This is a genomic window from Streptomyces sp. NPDC048278 (genome assembly GCF_040652195.1).
GTDB lineage: Bacteria > Actinomycetota > Actinomycetes > Streptomycetales > Streptomycetaceae > Streptomyces.
In genome coordinates, this window is record NZ_JBEZLP010000011.1 from 197,627 (window position 1) to 213,150 (window position 15,524).

Below are 15,524 nucleotides of genomic sequence, written 5' to 3' on the forward strand. Positions count from 1 at the left end.
CGGCCCGGCACCACCCCTCGGCCGAGCCGCCGCCGCGACCGACCCCGGATCGCACCCGCACCACCAGAAACGAGCACCACCCGCATGCCCCGCATCAAGTCCCCGCACCTCCTGGTGGCCGAATCCGGCGCCGACCGGGAGGGCCACGGCCTCCGCCGCACCATGGGCCTCTTCCAGCTGATCTGCTTCGGCATCGGCGCGATCGTCGGCACCGGCATCTTCGTCGGCCTCTCCGACTCGGTCGCCCAGGCAGGTCCCGCCGTCGTCGTCTCCTTCGTGCTCGCCGCGGTCACCTGCGTCTTCACCGCCCTCTCCTTCGCCGAGCTGGGCGGCGCGATCCCGGTCTCCGGATCGTCGTACTCCTTCGCCTACGCCGGACTCGGCGAGTCCACCGCGTTCCTGGTCGGCTGGTGCCTGCTCCTGGAGTACGGCATCTCGATCTCGGCCGTCGCGGTCGGCTGGAGCCAGTACGTCAACGAGCTGCTGCACAGCCTCACCGGCGTGCAGCTCCCGCACGCCCTGTCCGCGGGCCCCGGCGACGGCGGGCTCGTGAACCTCCCCGCCGTGGTCGTCATCGCGATGGCCGCCGTCCTGCTGGTGCGCGGGGTCCGGGAGAGCGCCAGGGCCACCGCCGCGATGGCCGCCGTGAAGCTGGTCGTCCTGCTCGCGTTCTGCGCGATCGGCTTCAGCGCGTTCAAGGACGGCAACCTCGTCCCGTTCTCGCCGGCCGGGCTCGGCGGCATCGGCGCGGGCACCACGGCCGCGTTCTTCTCGTACATCGGCTTCGACGCGATCACCACGGCCGGCGAGGAGGCCAAGAACCCGCGCCGGGACATCCCGGTCGCGATCCTGGTCTGCATGGGCGTGGTCACGCTGCTGTACTGCGCGGTCGCGCTGGCCGCGATCGGCGCCATCGGCGGCGGTCAGGTCGCGGGCCGTCCCGCCGCCCTGTCCTACGTCGTCAACCAGGTCACCGGGTCCACCGTCGGCGGCGGTGTGGTCGCCTTCGGCGCGGTCGTCGCCATCGCCTCGGTCGTCCTCGCGGTGATGTACGGCCAGACCCGCATCCTCATGTCCATGTCCCGGGACGGCCTGATCCCGCGCGTCTTCGAGAAGGTCTCCCCGAAGACCGCCACCCCGGTGGCCGGCACCCTGATCGTCGCGGCCGTCTTCGCCCTTCCGGCGGCCTTCGCCTCGCTGGACGCGGTGATGAACCTGTGCACCATCGGCACCCTCGCGATCATGGCCGTGGTGAACATCGCGGTGATCGCCCTGCGCCGCCGCGAACCGGCCCTCGCCCGCACCTTCCGGGTGCCGCTCTACCCGGTCGCCCCGCTGCTGGGCGTGGGCTTCTGTCTCTATCTGATGTACGAGACCGGGTGGACGACCTGGATCCAGTTCGCCGTCTTCCTGGCCGTGGGCCTGCTGGTCTACGTCGGCTACGGGCGCCGGAACTCCATGCTGGCCGGTTCGGCGGTCGTTACGCCGGACGCCACTGACGCGGTACTACAGGAAGCCTGAACCACACCGCCTTGCCGGACTCGGTGGGGCGGTGCCCGCAGGACGAGCTGAGGGCGCGGATCAGCAGCAGGCCGCGCCCGCCCTCCTGCATGGGGTCGGGTTCCTCGATCACCGGACGGGTGAGATGGCCGGGCGGCGCCGGGTCCGGGTCGTGCACCTCGACCTTGCAGCCCCCCGGCACCATCTCGACGACCAGCTCTATCGGGCCCTTGCCGGCGGTGTGCTCCACGGCGTTGGCGACCAGTTCCGCCGTGAGCAGTTCGGCGGTGTCGGCGTCGGGCGCGTGCTCGGCCTCCTCCATCGCCGAGCGCACCAGGGCACGGGCGACCGGCACGGCCGCGACGGTGTGCGGCAGCGCGATACGCCAGGAGGCGGCGGAAGGTGGTTCGTACACGGCGATTCCGTTCATGGCGCAGGCGATCACTGCTTGTCCTGCTTTCAACTGTAGGAATGGTACGGGTCCCGTCCCGGACGCTGTCGGCGCCCCCCTGACGGGACCTTCGTCCCGGTAACGGGTGGCTTACCCCGCCCGAGGGCCCGTCTCGCACATCCGGCTCGGCTGTTACCGCGTTATTGACGCGCCGTGACCTTGTGACGCGGTACATACGGAAGAGCCCCCGGAATCCGGGGGCTCTTCCGCGGCAGGAGGGAGCGGGCGATCAGTCGAACTCGACCATTCCCGCGGTCAGCGTCGCGCCGTCCGCCGGGTCGATCAGGATGAACGCGCCGGTACGGCGGGAGACCGCGTAGGCGTCCAGCGGCAGCGGCTCGGCGCTGCGCAGGGTGATCCGGCCCAGGTCGTTGGCGGTCAGCGCGGTCGCGCCGCCCAGGTCCCGGACGATCGCCTTGACGGTCCGGGTGGCGTGCTTGAGCAGGACCCGGTCGCCGACCCGGAGCGGCCGGTCGGCCAGGTGGCACACGGCCGCCGTCACGTTCTGGGTGAGCACCGGCGCCTCCGGGCCCGCGGTGATCATGTCGCCGCGGGAGACGTCCCGCTGGTCGGCCAGGCGCACCCCGATGGACTGCGGGGCATGGGCCGCCTCGGTGCCAGCCCCGAGCACGTCGATCGCCGCGATCTGGGAGGTCTCGCCGGACGGGTGGACGGTGACCCGGTCGCCGACCCGCAGCGAGCCCGAGACCAGCTGGCCCGCGTAGTGACGGACGTCGCCGTGCCGGATGACGTACTGGACCGGGAAGCGGGCCGGGGCGTCGGCGGCGTCCGCGGCCACCGGGACGTTCTCCAGGAACTCCAGGAGCGCCGGGCCGTCGTACCAGTCCATGTGCGCGGAACGGTCGACGACGTTGTCGCCCACCAGCGCCGAGACCGGGATCGCGGTGACCTCGGGGAGTCCCAGTTCGGCGGTCTGGGCGGTGAAGTCGGCGACGATCCGCTCGAACTCGGCGCGCTCGTAGCCGACCAGGTCCATCTTGTTGACGGCGAGGACGACGTGCGGGACGCGCAGCAGGGCGGCCACGGCCGCGTGCCGGCGGGTCTGCTCGACCACCCCGTTGCGGGCGTCGACCAGGATGATCGCCAGTTCGGCGGTGGAGGCGCCGGTCACCATGTTGCGGGTGTACTGCACGTGGCCCGGGGTGTCGGCGAGGATGAACCGGCGCTTCGGGGTGGCGAAGTAGCGGTAGGCCACGTCGATGGTGATGCCCTGCTCGCGCTCGGCGCGCAGTCCGTCGGTGAGCAGGGCCAGGTCGGGGGTGTCCTGGCCGCGGTTGAGGGAGGCCTGCTCGACGGCCTCCAGCTGGTCGGCGAGGACCGACTTGGAGTCGTGCAGCAGCCGTCCGACCAGGGTGGACTTGCCGTCGTCGACCGAGCCGGCGGTCGCGAACCGCAGGGTGTCGATGGTCGTGCTCATGCTTAGAAGTACCCCTCGCGCTTGCGGTCTTCCATCGCGGCCTCGGAGAGCTTGTCGTCGGCGCGGGTGGCGCCGCGCTCGGTGAGCCGGGAGGCGGCGATCTCGGCGATCACCTTCTCGATGCTGTCGGCGTCGGAGTCGACCGCGCCGGTGCAGGACATGTCACCGACGGTCCGGTAGCGGACCCGCCGCTTCTCCACGGTCTCGTTCTCCCGCGGCCCGCCCCACTCGCCGGCCGTCAGCCACATCCCGCCGCGCAGGAAGACCTCGCGGTGGTGGGCGTAGTAGATCTCGGGGAGTTCGATCTCCTCGCGGGAGATGTACTGCCAGACGTCGAGTTCGGTCCAGTTGGACAGGGGGAAGACGCGGACGTGCTCGCCGGGGGCGTGGCGGCCGTTGTACAGGTTCCACAGCTCGGGCCGCTGGCGCCGCGGGTCCCACTGGGAGAACTCGTCGCGCAGGGAGAAGACGCGTTCTTTCGCGCGGGCCTTCTCCTCGTCGCGACGGCCACCGCCGAAGACCGCGTCGAACTTCTCGCTCTGGATCTTCTCGGTGAGCGGGAGGGTCTGGAGCGGGTTGCGGGTGCCGTCGGGGCGTTCGCGGAGCACACCGCGGTCGATGTAGTCCTGTACGGAGGCCACATGGAGGCGCAGCCCATGTGCGGCGACCACACGGTCCCGGTACTCCAGGACTTCGGGGAAGTTGTGTCCGGTGTCCACATGCAGCAGGGAGAAGGGGATCGCGGCGGGGGCGAACGCCTTCAGGGCGAGGTGGAGCATGACGATGGAGTCCTTGCCACCGGAGAACAGGATCACCGGCCGTTCGAACTCGCCCGCGACCTCGCGGAAGATGTGGACCGCCTCGGACTCCAGCGCGTCCAGGTGCGACAGCGTGAAGGTGCTCATGCCAGCCCCCGCTCCGCCAGCAGCGCGTGCACCGCGTCCGCCGACTCCTGCGGGGTCTGCTGCTGGGTGTGCAGCACCAGCGCCGGGTCGACGGGCGGCTCGTACGGGTCGTCGACGCCGGTCAGCCCGGTCAGCTGCCCCGCGGCCTGCCTGGCGTACAGGCCCTTCACGTCCCGCTCGCTGCACACCTCGACCGGGGTCGCCACATGCACCTCCAGGTACGGCGTCCCGCTCTTCTCGTGCCGGGTGCGGACCGCCTCGCGGCTGTCGGCGTAGGGGGCGATGACCGGGACGACGGAGAGCACGCCGTTGCGCGCGAGCACCTCGGAGACCAGGCCGATGCGCTGCACATTGGTGTTGCGGTCCGCCCGGGAGAAGCCGAGGCCGGCCGAGAGGAAGCGGCGTATCTCGTCGCCGTCGAGGACCTCCACGCGATGTCCCTCGGCCTTGAGCCGGTCACCGAGAAGCCGGGCGATCGTCGTCTTGCCCGCACTCGGCAGCCCCGTCAGCCAGACCGTGGCTCCCTGAGCCCTTGGCGTGGTGGTCATGCGCAACAGACCTCTTCCTTACCTTCTCGGCGAACTCGCGTACGACCCGTCGAAGAGTAGGTAAGAAGTCTGAGAGGAGTGGTTAAGGAACCTGAGGTTTAACTGAGTGACTCCTGGTACGCAAGAGGTCACGAGCCCCTGCGATGAACATTTCACAGAAAGGGTTTCGTTCACAGGGCACACGGTTTTTCACAGCCCGGCGAAGGCGCCCCCCGCGTCCCGCAGCCGCTCGTGCAGTGCCGCGAAGACGGCGGCCGAGCGGATGCCCGGCCAGTCGGCCGGCAGCAGGTCCGTCGGCAGCCCGGGGTCGGTGTACGGCAGGTGGCGCCAGGTGTCGAGGGCGCGGAGATAGTCGCGGTAGGCGTCCTCGGGCGGGGTGTCGGCGCGGTGCTCCCAGTCGCGCAGCACCGGCTCGTGGGCGTCGAGGAACTGCTCGTGGGCCTTGGCGATCGCCGTCAGGTCCCACCAGCGGGCGACCGCCTCGGTGGTGGGCTGGAAGCCGAGATGGTCGCCGCGGAAGAAGTCCACGTACGGGTCGAGGCCGAGCCGGGACAGGGTGTGCCTGGTCTCCTCGAACAGCCGGGCCGGGGCGATCCACACGCCCGGCGCGGCCGTGCCGAAGCCGAGCCCGGCCAGCCGGGAGCGGAGCACGTGCCGCTTCTGCCGCTCCGACTCGGGCACCGAGAACACCGCGAGCACCCAGCCCTCGTCCTGCGGCGGAGCGGAGGCGTACACCCGGCGGTCGCCGTCGTCGAGCAGCTGCCGTGCCTCCGCGGAGAGCTCGTACCCGGCGGCGCCCTGCGCGGTCCTGGCCGGTGCCAGCAGCCCGCGCCGTTTCAGCCGGGACACCGACGAACGGACGGACGGGGCGTCCACGCCCACGGCGGCCAGCAGTCTGATCAGCTCGGCGACGGGCACCGGGCCGGGCAGGAAGCGGCCGTACGCGCCGTAGAGCGTGACGATGAGGGACCTCGGGGCGTGTTGCTCGGGCACGTTGATCATTTTAGGTCCCCGGCATCGCTGCTGGTCACCTTCGGTGCACGGCTGAATGAGAGTCAGGATTCCGGGGCCCGTCCCGGATGCCGCGCGCCGGTTGCCGGGGGCCTGCTCAGGCGGCGGCGACGAGGCGCTCGGCCGGGCCGCGGTGCGGCGGGACCACGCTGCCGTCGGCGTGCAGCTCGCCGGTGTCGTCGAAGACGATCGCCCCGTCGCACAGCAGGGTCCAGCCCTGCTCCGGGCGGGCGGCGACGATGTGCGCCAGGCCGCGGTCGGCCGTCGCGCTGGGGGACTGGTGGGAACACATGGCGCACCTCCACGGGTCTGCCTCCGGCACGGTCGCCGACCGGCATGACCAGACCATGCTCCTGCCGTGAACGCGGGGGAACCTCCTGCCGCGACCTGTGACAACACGCGGACAACCTTCGGACGCCGTCACGACGGTCGCCGCGCCGCCGGGACACGGACACCGCCGTGGGACGCGCCACCGAAGGGGTGACGGTCACGCTCCCGTGCCCGGTCGCCCGGTATCCAGGGCATACCCCCCACCCCGTTTTCCGGGAAGGAAACCATGCCTGTACGCCCCGCCCTCGCTGCGGCCCTCGGTTCCGCCGCCCTGCTCTGCGCCGCCGTCGCCCCCGCCACCGCCGCCCCGGCGAGCGCCCCCACCGAGTCCGTCACCGTCGACGCCACCGGCCGTCTCGCCGCCGACGGCACCGTCACCCTGTCCGGCACCTACACCTGCACCGACGCCACCGGACCGGTGTTCATCAGCGCCTCGCTCAGCCAGGACTCCCCGAACTTCCGGCACGGCATCGGCGGCACCCAGGCCGTGTGCGACGGCGCCGAGCACCACTGGGAGAACACCGGCGAGGTCGCCTCGGAGAAGCTGAAGCCCGGCGCGGCCAACGTCGAGGCCACGATCCTGGAGCTGCGCAACACGGGCGGCCTGCCGCTGCCGTCCTTCCACGCCGTCAGCCGGCAGGACATCACCCTCGCCAAGGCCAAGGCCTGAGCCGCGTCCCCGGGCGGTCCGGCGCCCCAGCGGTGCCGGACCGCCGGCCGTCTCCGGCCGCAGCAGGCCTCCGTCAGCGGCCCAGCAGCTTCCGCAGCGCCGCACCCACCTCGTCCGGCGCCTCCTCCGCCATGAAGTGCCCGCAGTCCACCGTGCGGTGCTCCAGATCCGGTGCCCAGGCCCGCCAGAGCGCCACCGCGTCGTAGCCGAGGGCGGCGCCCCAGTCCTGCTGGAGGACGGTCACCGGCATGCGCAGCACGTTCCCGGCGGTCCGGTCGACCCGGTCGTGCTCGGCGTCGACACCGGCCGAGGCCCGGTAGTCGGCCACGATCGAGGGCACCGCCGCCCGACAGGCCGCGAGATAGGCGGCGCGGACGCCGGCCGGGATCGCCCCCGGGTCACGCGTCCACAGGTCGAGGAAGTGGCCGAAGAACAGGTCCGGGGCGGCTCCGATCAACTCCTCGGGCAGGCCGGGCGGTTGCGCCATCAGGTACAGATGGAAGGCGACGGCGGCCGTGGCGCCGTGCAGCACCTCCCACATGTCCAGGGTGGGCAGCACGTCCAGCAGTGCCAGGTGCGTGACCGCGTCCGGATGGTCGAGCCCGGCCCGGAAGGCGACCAGCGCGCCCCGGTCGTGCCCGGCCAGCGCGAACCGCTCGTGCCCGAGCGCCCGGGCGAGCGCCACGACGTCGGCGGCCATGGTCCGCTTCGCGTACGACGTCCCGTCCGCGTCGGCCGGTTTGTCGCTGGCGCCGTATCCGCGCAGGTCGGGACAGATCACGGTGTGTCCGTCCGCGAGGCCGGCGGCCACATGCCGCCACATCAGGTGGGTCTGGGGGAAACCGTGCAGCAGGACCACCGGGCTGCCGGTGCCGCCGACGGCCGCGTGCAGGGCGACGCCGTCCGCGACCGGGACGCGGTGCTGCCGGAAACCGGGGATGTGCGTACTGAGGGTGTCCGTACCGGGGATGTTCATGTGCCGAGGCTCCCGCCCCCGGATCAGCAGCCGATCAGCAGCGCGTACGGCACGTACGGTGGGCGGGTGAGGATCGACCAGGTCGCCTTCGGGGTGCTCGGACCCGTGACGGCCGGGCGGGCCGGCCTCCCGCTCGCTCTGAAGGGCCCCCGGCACCGCGCCGTACTGGCCCGGCTGCTCGTCGCCCGCAGGCGCGTGGTGCCCGTCGCCCGGCTGGTCGCCGACCTCTGGGAGGAGCCGCCGCCCGCCGCCGTCGGCGCGATCCGCACCTTCGTGGGCGACCTGCGGCGGGTCCTCGAACCCGACCGGCCGCCCCGCGCCCCCGCCCGGCTCCTCGTCACCGACGGCCCCGGCTACGCCCTGCGCGCGGAGACGGTCGACGCCTGGCGGTTCGAGCAGGCCGTGCAGGCCGCCGCGCAGGAGGAGCCCGCGCGCGCCGCGCACCTGCTGCGGGAGGCGCTGGAGCTGTGGCGGGGACCCGCCTACGCCGAGTTCGCGGACGAGCCGTGGTGCGGGGGCGAGCGGGCCCGCCTCGCCGAGCTGCGGCTGCGGGCCGTGGAGCAGCGGGCCGAGGCGCTGCTGGCGGCGGACCGGGCGGCCGAGGCGGTGCCCGACCTGGACGCCCACCTCGCCGGCCACCCGTGGCGCGAGGAGGCCTGGCGGCTGCTGGCGCTCGCCCTCTACCGGACCGGCCGCCAGGGCGACGCCCTCGCCGTGCTGCGCCGGGCCCGCGCGACCCTCGCCGGGCGGCTGGGCGTCGACCCGGGCCGGGCACTGCGCCGCCTGGAGGCCGACGTACTCGCCCAGGACCCCGGCCTGGACGCCCCCGCCGCCCGGGAGACCGGCGCCGCCCGGGTCTGGTCCCGGGCGGCCGAGGCGTACGACCGCAACGTCGCCGCCGGTGCCCGGGTCCGGCTGGAATCGACCGTCGGGCTGCTGCGCACGCTCGCGGTGACAGGCTCCGGCGGACTGGCCGCCGCCCGCGAACACCGGCTCGCGGCGATCACCGCGGCCGAGGAGTCCGGCGACCCTGAACTCACCGCCCGGGTCATCGGCGCCTACGACGTCCCCGCGGTCTGGCCCCGGTCCGACGACGAGACGGCCGCCCACCGCATCGTCCGGGCCGCCGAACGGGCGCTCGCCCTCCTCCCCGCCGCCCCGGCCCAGGACGCGGCCCGTTGCCGGCTGCTCGCCACCGTCGCCCTGGAGACACGCGGCACCAGGTCCGTCCGCGCCGCGGCTGCCGCCACCGAGGCCGAACGCCTCGCCCGCCGCCTGGACGACCCGGCGCTGCTCGCCTTCGCCCTCAACGGCGTCTTCATGCAGTCCTGCGCCCGCACCGGCCTCGCCCCGCGCCGCGACGCCGTCGGCACCGAACTCGTCGCCCTCGCCGCCCGGCACGGCCTGGTCACCTACGAGGTGCTCGGCCACCTGGTCAGGACCCAGGCCCGGGCCGCCCTCGCCGACTTCACGACGGCCGACGAACACGCAGCGGCGGCCGACCGGTTGGCGGACCGTCATGAACTGCCGCTGGCAAGGGCGTTCACGGCGGGATACCGGGCGTTGCGCCTCGCCGCGCACGGCGGGGGCGGAGCCGAGGCCGCCTACCGCGAAGCTGGCCGGCTCCTCGACGGGCCCGGCATGCCCGGTGTGCGCGACGGGCTGCTTCCCCTCGCGCTGCTCTGCCTCCGCCTGGCCGGGCGGCCGTACGGCATCCGGGACGCCGTCGACCCGGCCGCCGACTGGGGACCGTACCTCCCCTGGCTCCGCCCCGCCCTCGCCCTCGCCGCCGCCGACGAGAGGACAGCCCGCGCCGCCCTGCGCGAGCTGCCCGAGACGCCCGCCGACCTCGTGCAGGAGGCCCTGTGGTGCATCGCGGCAGCCGTCGCCCTGGCCCTCGACGACCGCCCGACCCTGCGCCGCTGCCTGGCGGCCCTCCGCCCGGCCGCGGGCCAACTCGCCGGCGCGGGCAGCGGTTTCCTGACGACCGGCCCGGTCGACACCTGGCTGACGTCGATCGCAGACGCCCTCACCTGACCAGCGCCCCGCCTGACCCGCGCCCCGAAAGGGGCGCTGGGGGTCCCCCGGCCGAAGGCTGGGGGAGGAACTGCGCGACCAGCCACGACGACGCCGCAGCCGACTGACGGCATGTCCCGGGGCTTCCGGCGGAGCGCTACGCCACCAGCTCCTTCCTGATGCGGTCCAGCATGAACGCCGAGGACTCCCGCGCCCGTTCCTCCCACGCGAAGACACACGCGGTGGCGACCCCGTCGAAGCCCAGCTCCCGCAGCGTGCCGAAGAACGCGTCCCAGTCGACCTCGCCCTGGCCGACGTCCAGGTGCTGGTGGATACGGGCCTTGGTGCCGGGCGGGTTGAGGATGTAGCGCAGGCCGCTGGAGCCCTTGTGGTTGAAGGAGTCCGCGATGTGCACGTGCTGGAGCCTGTCCCCGGCGTACCGCATCATCGCCGCGATGTCCGCCGTCGGGTCGGCGCCCGACAGGTGGAAGGAGTGCGGGGCGCAGTACAGGTAGTTCACCCACGGCTTGTTGATCGCGCGGACCAGGTCGACCGCGGGGGTGTTCTCCTCGCAGAAGTCGTCCGGGTGGGCCTCCAGGTTGAGGGCGATGCCCTCGCGCTCGAAGAGGGGGAGGAGTTCCTCCAGAGAGCGCCAGAAGGCCGCCTCGCTCTCCGCGGCCCGCTCGGGGCGGCCGTTGAACTCGCTGTTCATCAGGGTGCAGCCCAGGTCGGCCGTGATCTCGATCATCCGCTTCCAGTAGCGGACGGCCGCCTGCCGCTCGGTCTCGTCCGGGGACGACCACTTGTACAGCGGCAGGACGGACGACAGCCGGACGCCGTGCGTGCGCAGGGAGTTCTTCAGCTCCGCGATCCGCCCGTCGTCCGCGCGCGGGTGCAGGAAGAACGGCATGAAGTCGTCGCGCGGCGACAACTCGATGTACTCGTAGCCGAGTTCGGCCACCGTGCGCACCATGTCGTCGATCGGCAGGGCGCGGAACATGTACGGGTCGAGGGCGATCTTCACGCGGTGCCTCCGTAGAAGGCCGGTCGGGGCTTGAGGTCGGTGGCGACGACGGTGCCCGACTCCAGGGCCTCGACGGTCGCCGCGGTGATGACGGTGGCGGCGTAGCCGTCCCAGGCCGAGGGGCCGGTGGGCGCCTCGCCCGCCGCCAGGTCGGCGATCCACTCGCGGAACTCGGTGTCGAAGGCGTCGCGGAAGCGGCCCACCCAGTCGGTGAGGACCTCGGTGCTGTGCTGTCCGGCGGTACGGACGCCGACCGCGGCCGGGTCGGGCAGCCGGACCAGGCCCTCCTCGCCCACCGCCTCGCACTGGATGTCGTAGCCGTACCGGCAGTTGACGAAGACTTCGAGGTCGATGCGGACGCCCCTGGCGGTCTCGAAGAGCATGATCTGCGGGTCCTTCAGGTGCGTGAACCGCTTGCTCGTCGCGCGCGGGGTGATCACCTGGGTGGAGACGATCTCGTCGTCGAGGAGCCAGCGCAGCACGTCGACCTCGTGCACCGCCGTGTCCAGCGCGGCCATCGCCGAGGTGTAGGACTCCGGGACGGTGGGGTTGCGGTGGGCGCAGTGCACGATCAGCGGCTCGCCGATCCGGCCGGAGTCGATGACCTGCTTCATCTGGCGGTAGCCGGTGTCGTAGCGGCGCATGAAGCCGACCTGGACCAGGCGGCGGCCGTGGGCCTGTTCGGCCTCGACGATGCGCAGGCAGTCCTCCGCGGTCGTGGCGAGGGGCTTCTCGCAGAAGACCGGCTTTCCGGCGGCGATCGCGTTCAGCACGTGCTCGGCGTGGGTGGGGCCCCAGGAGGTGACAAGTACGGCGTCCACGTCGTCCGCGGCGACCACGGCCGCGCCGTCGGGCAGCACCCGGGCGCCGACCGGCTCGGCGGCCCCGGCGGCGCGGGCCGGGTCGATGTCGGTGACCGCGGTGACCCGGGCCCCGGTGACGGTGTGGGTGAGGCGCCGGATGTGCTCGTTGCCGATCCAGCCGGCGCCGATGACGCCGATACGTACGCTCATGGTCGTATTTCCTTCGAAGAGGTCAGGAGAAGCGCGCGCGGAGCTCGGCTTCGAGGGTTTCGAGGGTGCGGCCCCTGGTCTCGGGGACGTAGAGCTTCACGAAGGTGAGCGAGAGGATCCCCGCCACGACGAAGAGGAAGAACGTGTTGGAGATCCCGATGGCGGCGACCAGCGACGGGAAGACCAGGCCGATCACGAAGTTGGTCAGCCACAGCACCACGGCCGCGACGCCCATCCCGAAGCCCCGCATCCGCATGGGGAAGATCTCGGAGAGCATCAGCCAGGTCACCGGGGAGATCGCGCCCTGCTGGAAGGCGAGGAAGGTGACGGTCATGGCGAGCACGGCGTAGGCCCGGCCGTCGCCGGCCGGCAGCAGCAGGGAGAAGACGCCGATGAGGAGCAGGGCGAAGGTGGTGCCGACCTGGCCGGTCATCAGCATGGGCCGGCGGTCGACGCGCCCCAGGAGCCAGATGCCGACGAAGGTGGCGAGGACCGAGATGACACCGTTGGCGATGTTCGCGGTCAGCGCGGTGTCCGAGGCGAAGCCGGCGTCCGAGAGGATCTGGGTGCCGTAGTACATGATCGTGTTGACGCCGGTGATCTGCTGGACGATCGCGATGCCGAAGCCCACGAACATCAGCTTGCGCAGCCACGGCGTGGTCCTCATGTCCTGCCGGCCGCCGAGCTTCTCCTGCTCCTCCTGCACCGCGAGCGCGGACACCTCGGCCAGCTCGGCCTCGGCGCGCTGCGCGGACCGCACCTGCCGCAGTACCTCCAGCGCCTCGCCGAACCGGGTCCTGGAGGCGAGCCAGCGCGGGCTCTCCGGCATCACCAGCATGCCGAACCACAGCACCACGGCCGGGACGGTGGCGATCACCAGCATCCAGCGCCAGATGCCGCCGCTCTCGCTGCCTACGTGCGCGATGACGGCGTTGGAGGTGAAGGCGAGCAACTGACCGCTGACGATCATCAGTTCGTTGCGGGTGACCAGCGCGCCGCGCCGCTCGGCGGGCGAGATCTCCGCCAGGTACACCGGCACGGTCACCGACGCGCCGCCGACCGCGAGGCCGAGCACGAACCGGGCGACGATCATGAACGCGGTGGTCGGCGCGAGGGTGGCGCCCAGCGCGCCGACGAAGAACAGCACTGCGAGGGTGAGGATCGTACGCCGGCGGCCCCGCGCGTCCGACAGCCGGCCGCCGGCCACCGCGCCGAGCGCGGCGCCCAGCAGCAGCGAGCTGGTGACCATGCCCTCGGTGACCGAGTTCAGCCCGAGGTCCTTGCTCATGTAGGGCAGGGCGCCGTTGATGACGCCGGTGTCGTAGCCGAAGAGCAGTCCGCCGAAGGTGGCGATGAGCGTGATGACCCGCAGCCGCCGGGAGACCGCGGGGGAGGGCCGGTCGGTGGCGGGGGCGGTGGCCTGGAGCGCGTCGTCGCTGACGTTCATGGGCCGTCTCCTCAGCGGTCGAGGGCGGGGCGCCGGGTACCGGACAGCCCGTGGCCGTTCAGGTACTCACGGGTGCTGGTGGCGATGGGCAGCGGCACCTCGGGGGCGCACGGGTACAGGTCCTGCTCGACGATCACGAACAGTTCGGCGTCGAGACCGGCCAGCTCGGCGATCACGTCGGCGGGGTTCGGCACCCCGGCCGGCGGCGAGACGCACACGCCCCGCTGCACGGCCTCGCCGAAACCGAGGTTCTCGGCCGCGACCTGGGCCAGGACCGCCGGGTCCATCTGCTTGATGTGGACGTAGCCGACGCGCTCGCCGAAGCGGCGGATCAGGTCGACGTTGTCACCACCGCCGTAGGCCACGTGCCCGGTGTCCAGGCACAGGTTCGTGTAGCGGCCGTCGGACTCGTCGAGCAGCCGTTCGATCTCCGGCTGGGTCTGGATGTGGCTGTCGGCGTGCGGGTGGACGACGAGGCGCACGTCGTACTCGTCGAGGAGCAGCCGGCCCAGCCGGTCGGCGGCCTTGCCGAAGCCCGCCCACTGCTCGGCGGTCAGCTCGGGCGACTCGGTGAACGCGCCGGTCTTCTCGTCCCGGTACATGGGCGGGATGAGGACCAGGTGGTGGGCGCCCGCGGCCTGGGTCAGCGTGGCGACCTGGCGGACGTGGGCGAGCATCTCGTCCCAGGCCTCGGGGCGGTGCAGCGCGCCGAACGCGGTGCCGCCGGAGACCTTGAGCCCGCGGGCGTCGAGTTCGTCCTTGAGCCGGCGCGGGTCGGTGGGGAGGTAGCCGTAGGGGCCGAGTTCGAGCCACTCGTAGCCGGCCTGCGCCAGTTCGTCGAGGAAGCGGGTGTACGGCACCTGGTGCTCGTCCTCGGGGAACCAGATGCCCCAGGAGTCGGGGGCCGAGCCGAGGCACAGGTTGCCGGCGGTGGTGCGGAGGGCGGAGGGCGCCGTTGCCATGGCATGTCCTTCGGGGAGGGGGCTCTGCCGCGTGAGGCGGACCTTTGTCGCGCTCTACTAGCGCGCTCTAGTGCGAGTACGATGACCCCTGTCCGAATGTCATGTCAATACCTTGTTGCCGGGGGATTTCCGGGAGCGTTCGGGGTCAGCCCGTAGGGTGGGCTCCGGCGAAGGGCGGGTGCACAGGTGGATGCGGCGGGCAGACGGCGGCCGACGATGGCCGACGTCGCGCAGAGGGCGGGTGTCTCCCGGGCGCTGGTGTCGATCGTGTTCCGCAACCAGCCGGGGGCCAGCCAGGAGACGCGTGAGCGGGTGCTGCGGGTCGCCGACGAGATCGGTTACCGCCCGGACAGCGCGGCCCGGCTGCTGGCCCGCGGGCGCAGCCGCGCCCTCGGCGTGCTGTTCACCGTCCACCAGACCTTCCACACCGACCTCATCGAGGGCATCTACCCGGAGGCCGAGCGGCTCGGCTACGACGTGCTGCTCTCCGCCGCCGCCGAGGGCCGCAGCGAGGAGAAGGCGGTCGAGGCGCTGCTCGGGCACCGCTGCGAGGCGCTGATCCTGCTCGGCCCGGACGCGGACCCCGGCTACCTGGACGAACTCGGCCGGCGTGTCGTGACCGTGTCGGTCAGCAGCCGGGTGCCACGGGCCCGGGTGGACTTCGTGCACAGCGCGGAGAGCAAGGGCGTCCGGCAGGCCATGGACTACCTGGTCGAACTCGGCCACCGCAGGATCGTGCACATCGACGGCGGCCGGGGCCCCGGCTCGGCCGAGCGACGGCGCTCCTACCGGGCCGCGATGCGCCGGCACGGACTGGAGCCGGAGATCCGGGTCGTACCCGGTGAGCACACCGAGCAGTCCGGCATCGAGACCGGACGGCTGCTGCTCGCCGAACGCGACCGCGGGCTGCCGCTGCCGACGGCGGTCCTGGCGGGCAACGACCGGTGTGCGATGGGCGTGTTGATGGCGATGACGCGCGGCGGTGTCGAGGTCCCGCGCGACGTCTCCGTGGTCGGCTTCGACGACAGCCATCTCTCCCACCTCATGCCGATCGGTCTGACCACCGTCCGCCAGGACGCGCGGCTGATGGCCGAGTACGCGGTGCGGTTCGCCGTGGAGCGGCTGGAGGAGCCCGGACTGGAGCCGCGCGAGGCGGTGCTGGACCCGAAACTGGTGGTGCGCGGCACGAGCGGACCGCCCCCCGCAGGGGACGGCCCGCCCGTCCGCTGACGG

15 protein-coding genes are annotated in these 15,524 nt (G+C 72.6%); 4 read left to right on the forward strand and 11 right to left on the reverse strand.

The window, feature by feature from the left end; genetic code table 11:
- Positions 1 to 84 precede the first annotated feature (84 nt).
- Positions 85 to 1,521: an amino acid permease gene (locus AB0D74_RS21105; protein WP_362588822.1), complete on the forward strand. Its 1,437-nt coding sequence runs from the start codon at positions 85 to 87 to the stop codon at positions 1,519 to 1,521.
- Here AB0D74_RS21105 and AB0D74_RS21110 read toward each other — a convergent pair.
- The 6 genes from AB0D74_RS21110 to AB0D74_RS21135 form a co-directional block, all read right to left on the reverse strand.
- Positions 1,481 to 1,930: an ATP-binding protein gene (locus AB0D74_RS21110; RefSeq protein WP_362588824.1), complete on the reverse strand. Its 450-nt coding sequence runs from the start codon at positions 1,928 to 1,930 to the stop codon at positions 1,481 to 1,483. The genes AB0D74_RS21105 and AB0D74_RS21110 overlap by 41 nt on opposite strands.
- A gap of 250 nt (positions 1,931 to 2,180) precedes the next feature.
- Positions 2,181 to 3,389 carry a GTP-binding protein gene (locus AB0D74_RS21115; protein WP_362588827.1) on the reverse strand — a complete coding sequence of 403 codons (1,209 nt, stop codon included), beginning with the start codon at positions 3,387 to 3,389 and terminating at the stop codon, positions 2,181 to 2,183.
- Positions 3,390 to 3,391: 2 nt separating this feature from the next.
- Positions 3,392 to 4,294 (reverse strand): sulfate adenylyltransferase subunit CysD, encoded by a 903-nt coding sequence (gene cysD, locus AB0D74_RS21120; protein ID WP_362588830.1) that lies wholly within the window; start codon positions 4,292 to 4,294, stop codon positions 3,392 to 3,394.
- Entirely contained in the window at positions 4,291 to 4,842 is a 552-nt protein-coding gene (gene cysC, locus AB0D74_RS21125) for an adenylyl-sulfate kinase (RefSeq protein WP_362588833.1), read from the reverse strand. Before cysC ends, cysD begins: the two co-directional genes overlap by 4 nt.
- A gap of 189 nt (positions 4,843 to 5,031) precedes the next feature.
- Entirely contained in the window at positions 5,032 to 5,844 is an 813-nt protein-coding gene (locus tag AB0D74_RS21130) for a PaaX family transcriptional regulator C-terminal domain-containing protein (RefSeq protein ID WP_362588836.1), read from the reverse strand.
- A gap of 106 nt (positions 5,845 to 5,950) precedes the next feature.
- Positions 5,951 to 6,145 (reverse strand): DUF5999 family protein, encoded by a 195-nt coding sequence (locus tag AB0D74_RS21135; protein ID WP_362588839.1) that lies wholly within the window; start codon positions 6,143 to 6,145, stop codon positions 5,951 to 5,953.
- Between the two features lie 264 nt (positions 6,146 to 6,409).
- Here AB0D74_RS21135 and AB0D74_RS21140 point away from each other — a divergent pair, with 264 nt between their 5' ends.
- Complete coding sequence (locus tag AB0D74_RS21140) at positions 6,410 to 6,853, forward strand: DUF6299 family protein (RefSeq protein WP_362588842.1); 444 nt, start codon at positions 6,410 to 6,412, stop codon at positions 6,851 to 6,853.
- 73 nt (positions 6,854 to 6,926) lie between these two features.
- Here the strand turns inward: AB0D74_RS21140 and AB0D74_RS21145 are convergent, their stop codons facing one another.
- Positions 6,927 to 7,829 carry an alpha/beta hydrolase gene (locus tag AB0D74_RS21145; RefSeq protein ID WP_362588846.1) on the reverse strand — a complete coding sequence of 301 codons (903 nt, stop codon included), beginning with the start codon at positions 7,827 to 7,829 and terminating at the stop codon, positions 6,927 to 6,929.
- Positions 7,830 to 7,901: 72 nt separating this feature from the next.
- Between AB0D74_RS21145 and AB0D74_RS21150 the strand changes: the two genes are divergently transcribed.
- Positions 7,902 to 9,866, forward strand: coding sequence for a BTAD domain-containing putative transcriptional regulator (locus AB0D74_RS21150; RefSeq protein WP_362589080.1), 1,965 nt, complete (start codon positions 7,902 to 7,904; stop codon positions 9,864 to 9,866).
- Positions 9,867 to 10,002: 136 nt separating this feature from the next.
- Here AB0D74_RS21150 and AB0D74_RS21155 read toward each other — a convergent pair whose 3' ends face one another.
- Genes AB0D74_RS21155 through AB0D74_RS21170 form a run of 4 tightly spaced genes read right to left on the reverse strand, consistent with a single transcriptional unit; the run spans position 10,003 to position 14,291 of the window.
- Positions 10,003 to 10,869 (reverse strand): sugar phosphate isomerase/epimerase, encoded by an 867-nt coding sequence (locus AB0D74_RS21155; RefSeq protein ID WP_362588849.1) that lies wholly within the window; start codon positions 10,867 to 10,869, stop codon positions 10,003 to 10,005.
- A complete protein-coding gene (locus AB0D74_RS21160; protein WP_362588851.1) occupies positions 10,866 to 11,882 on the reverse strand; it encodes a Gfo/Idh/MocA family oxidoreductase in 1,017 nt (338 codons plus the stop codon). Before AB0D74_RS21160 ends, AB0D74_RS21155 begins: the two co-directional genes overlap by 4 nt.
- A 22-nt stretch (positions 11,883 to 11,904) precedes the next feature.
- Entirely contained in the window at positions 11,905 to 13,329 is a 1,425-nt protein-coding gene (locus AB0D74_RS21165; RefSeq protein ID WP_362588853.1) for a sugar porter family MFS transporter, read from the reverse strand.
- Between the two features lie 11 nt (positions 13,330 to 13,340).
- A complete protein-coding gene (locus AB0D74_RS21170; RefSeq protein WP_362588856.1) occupies positions 13,341 to 14,291 on the reverse strand; it encodes a TIM barrel protein in 951 nt (316 codons plus the stop codon).
- Positions 14,292 to 14,507: 216 nt separating this feature from the next.
- Here AB0D74_RS21170 and AB0D74_RS21175 point away from each other — a divergent pair, with 216 nt between their 5' ends.
- Positions 14,508 to 15,521, forward strand: coding sequence for a LacI family DNA-binding transcriptional regulator (locus tag AB0D74_RS21175; RefSeq protein WP_362588859.1), 1,014 nt, complete (start codon positions 14,508 to 14,510; stop codon positions 15,519 to 15,521).
- Positions 15,522 to 15,524 lie beyond the last annotated feature (3 nt).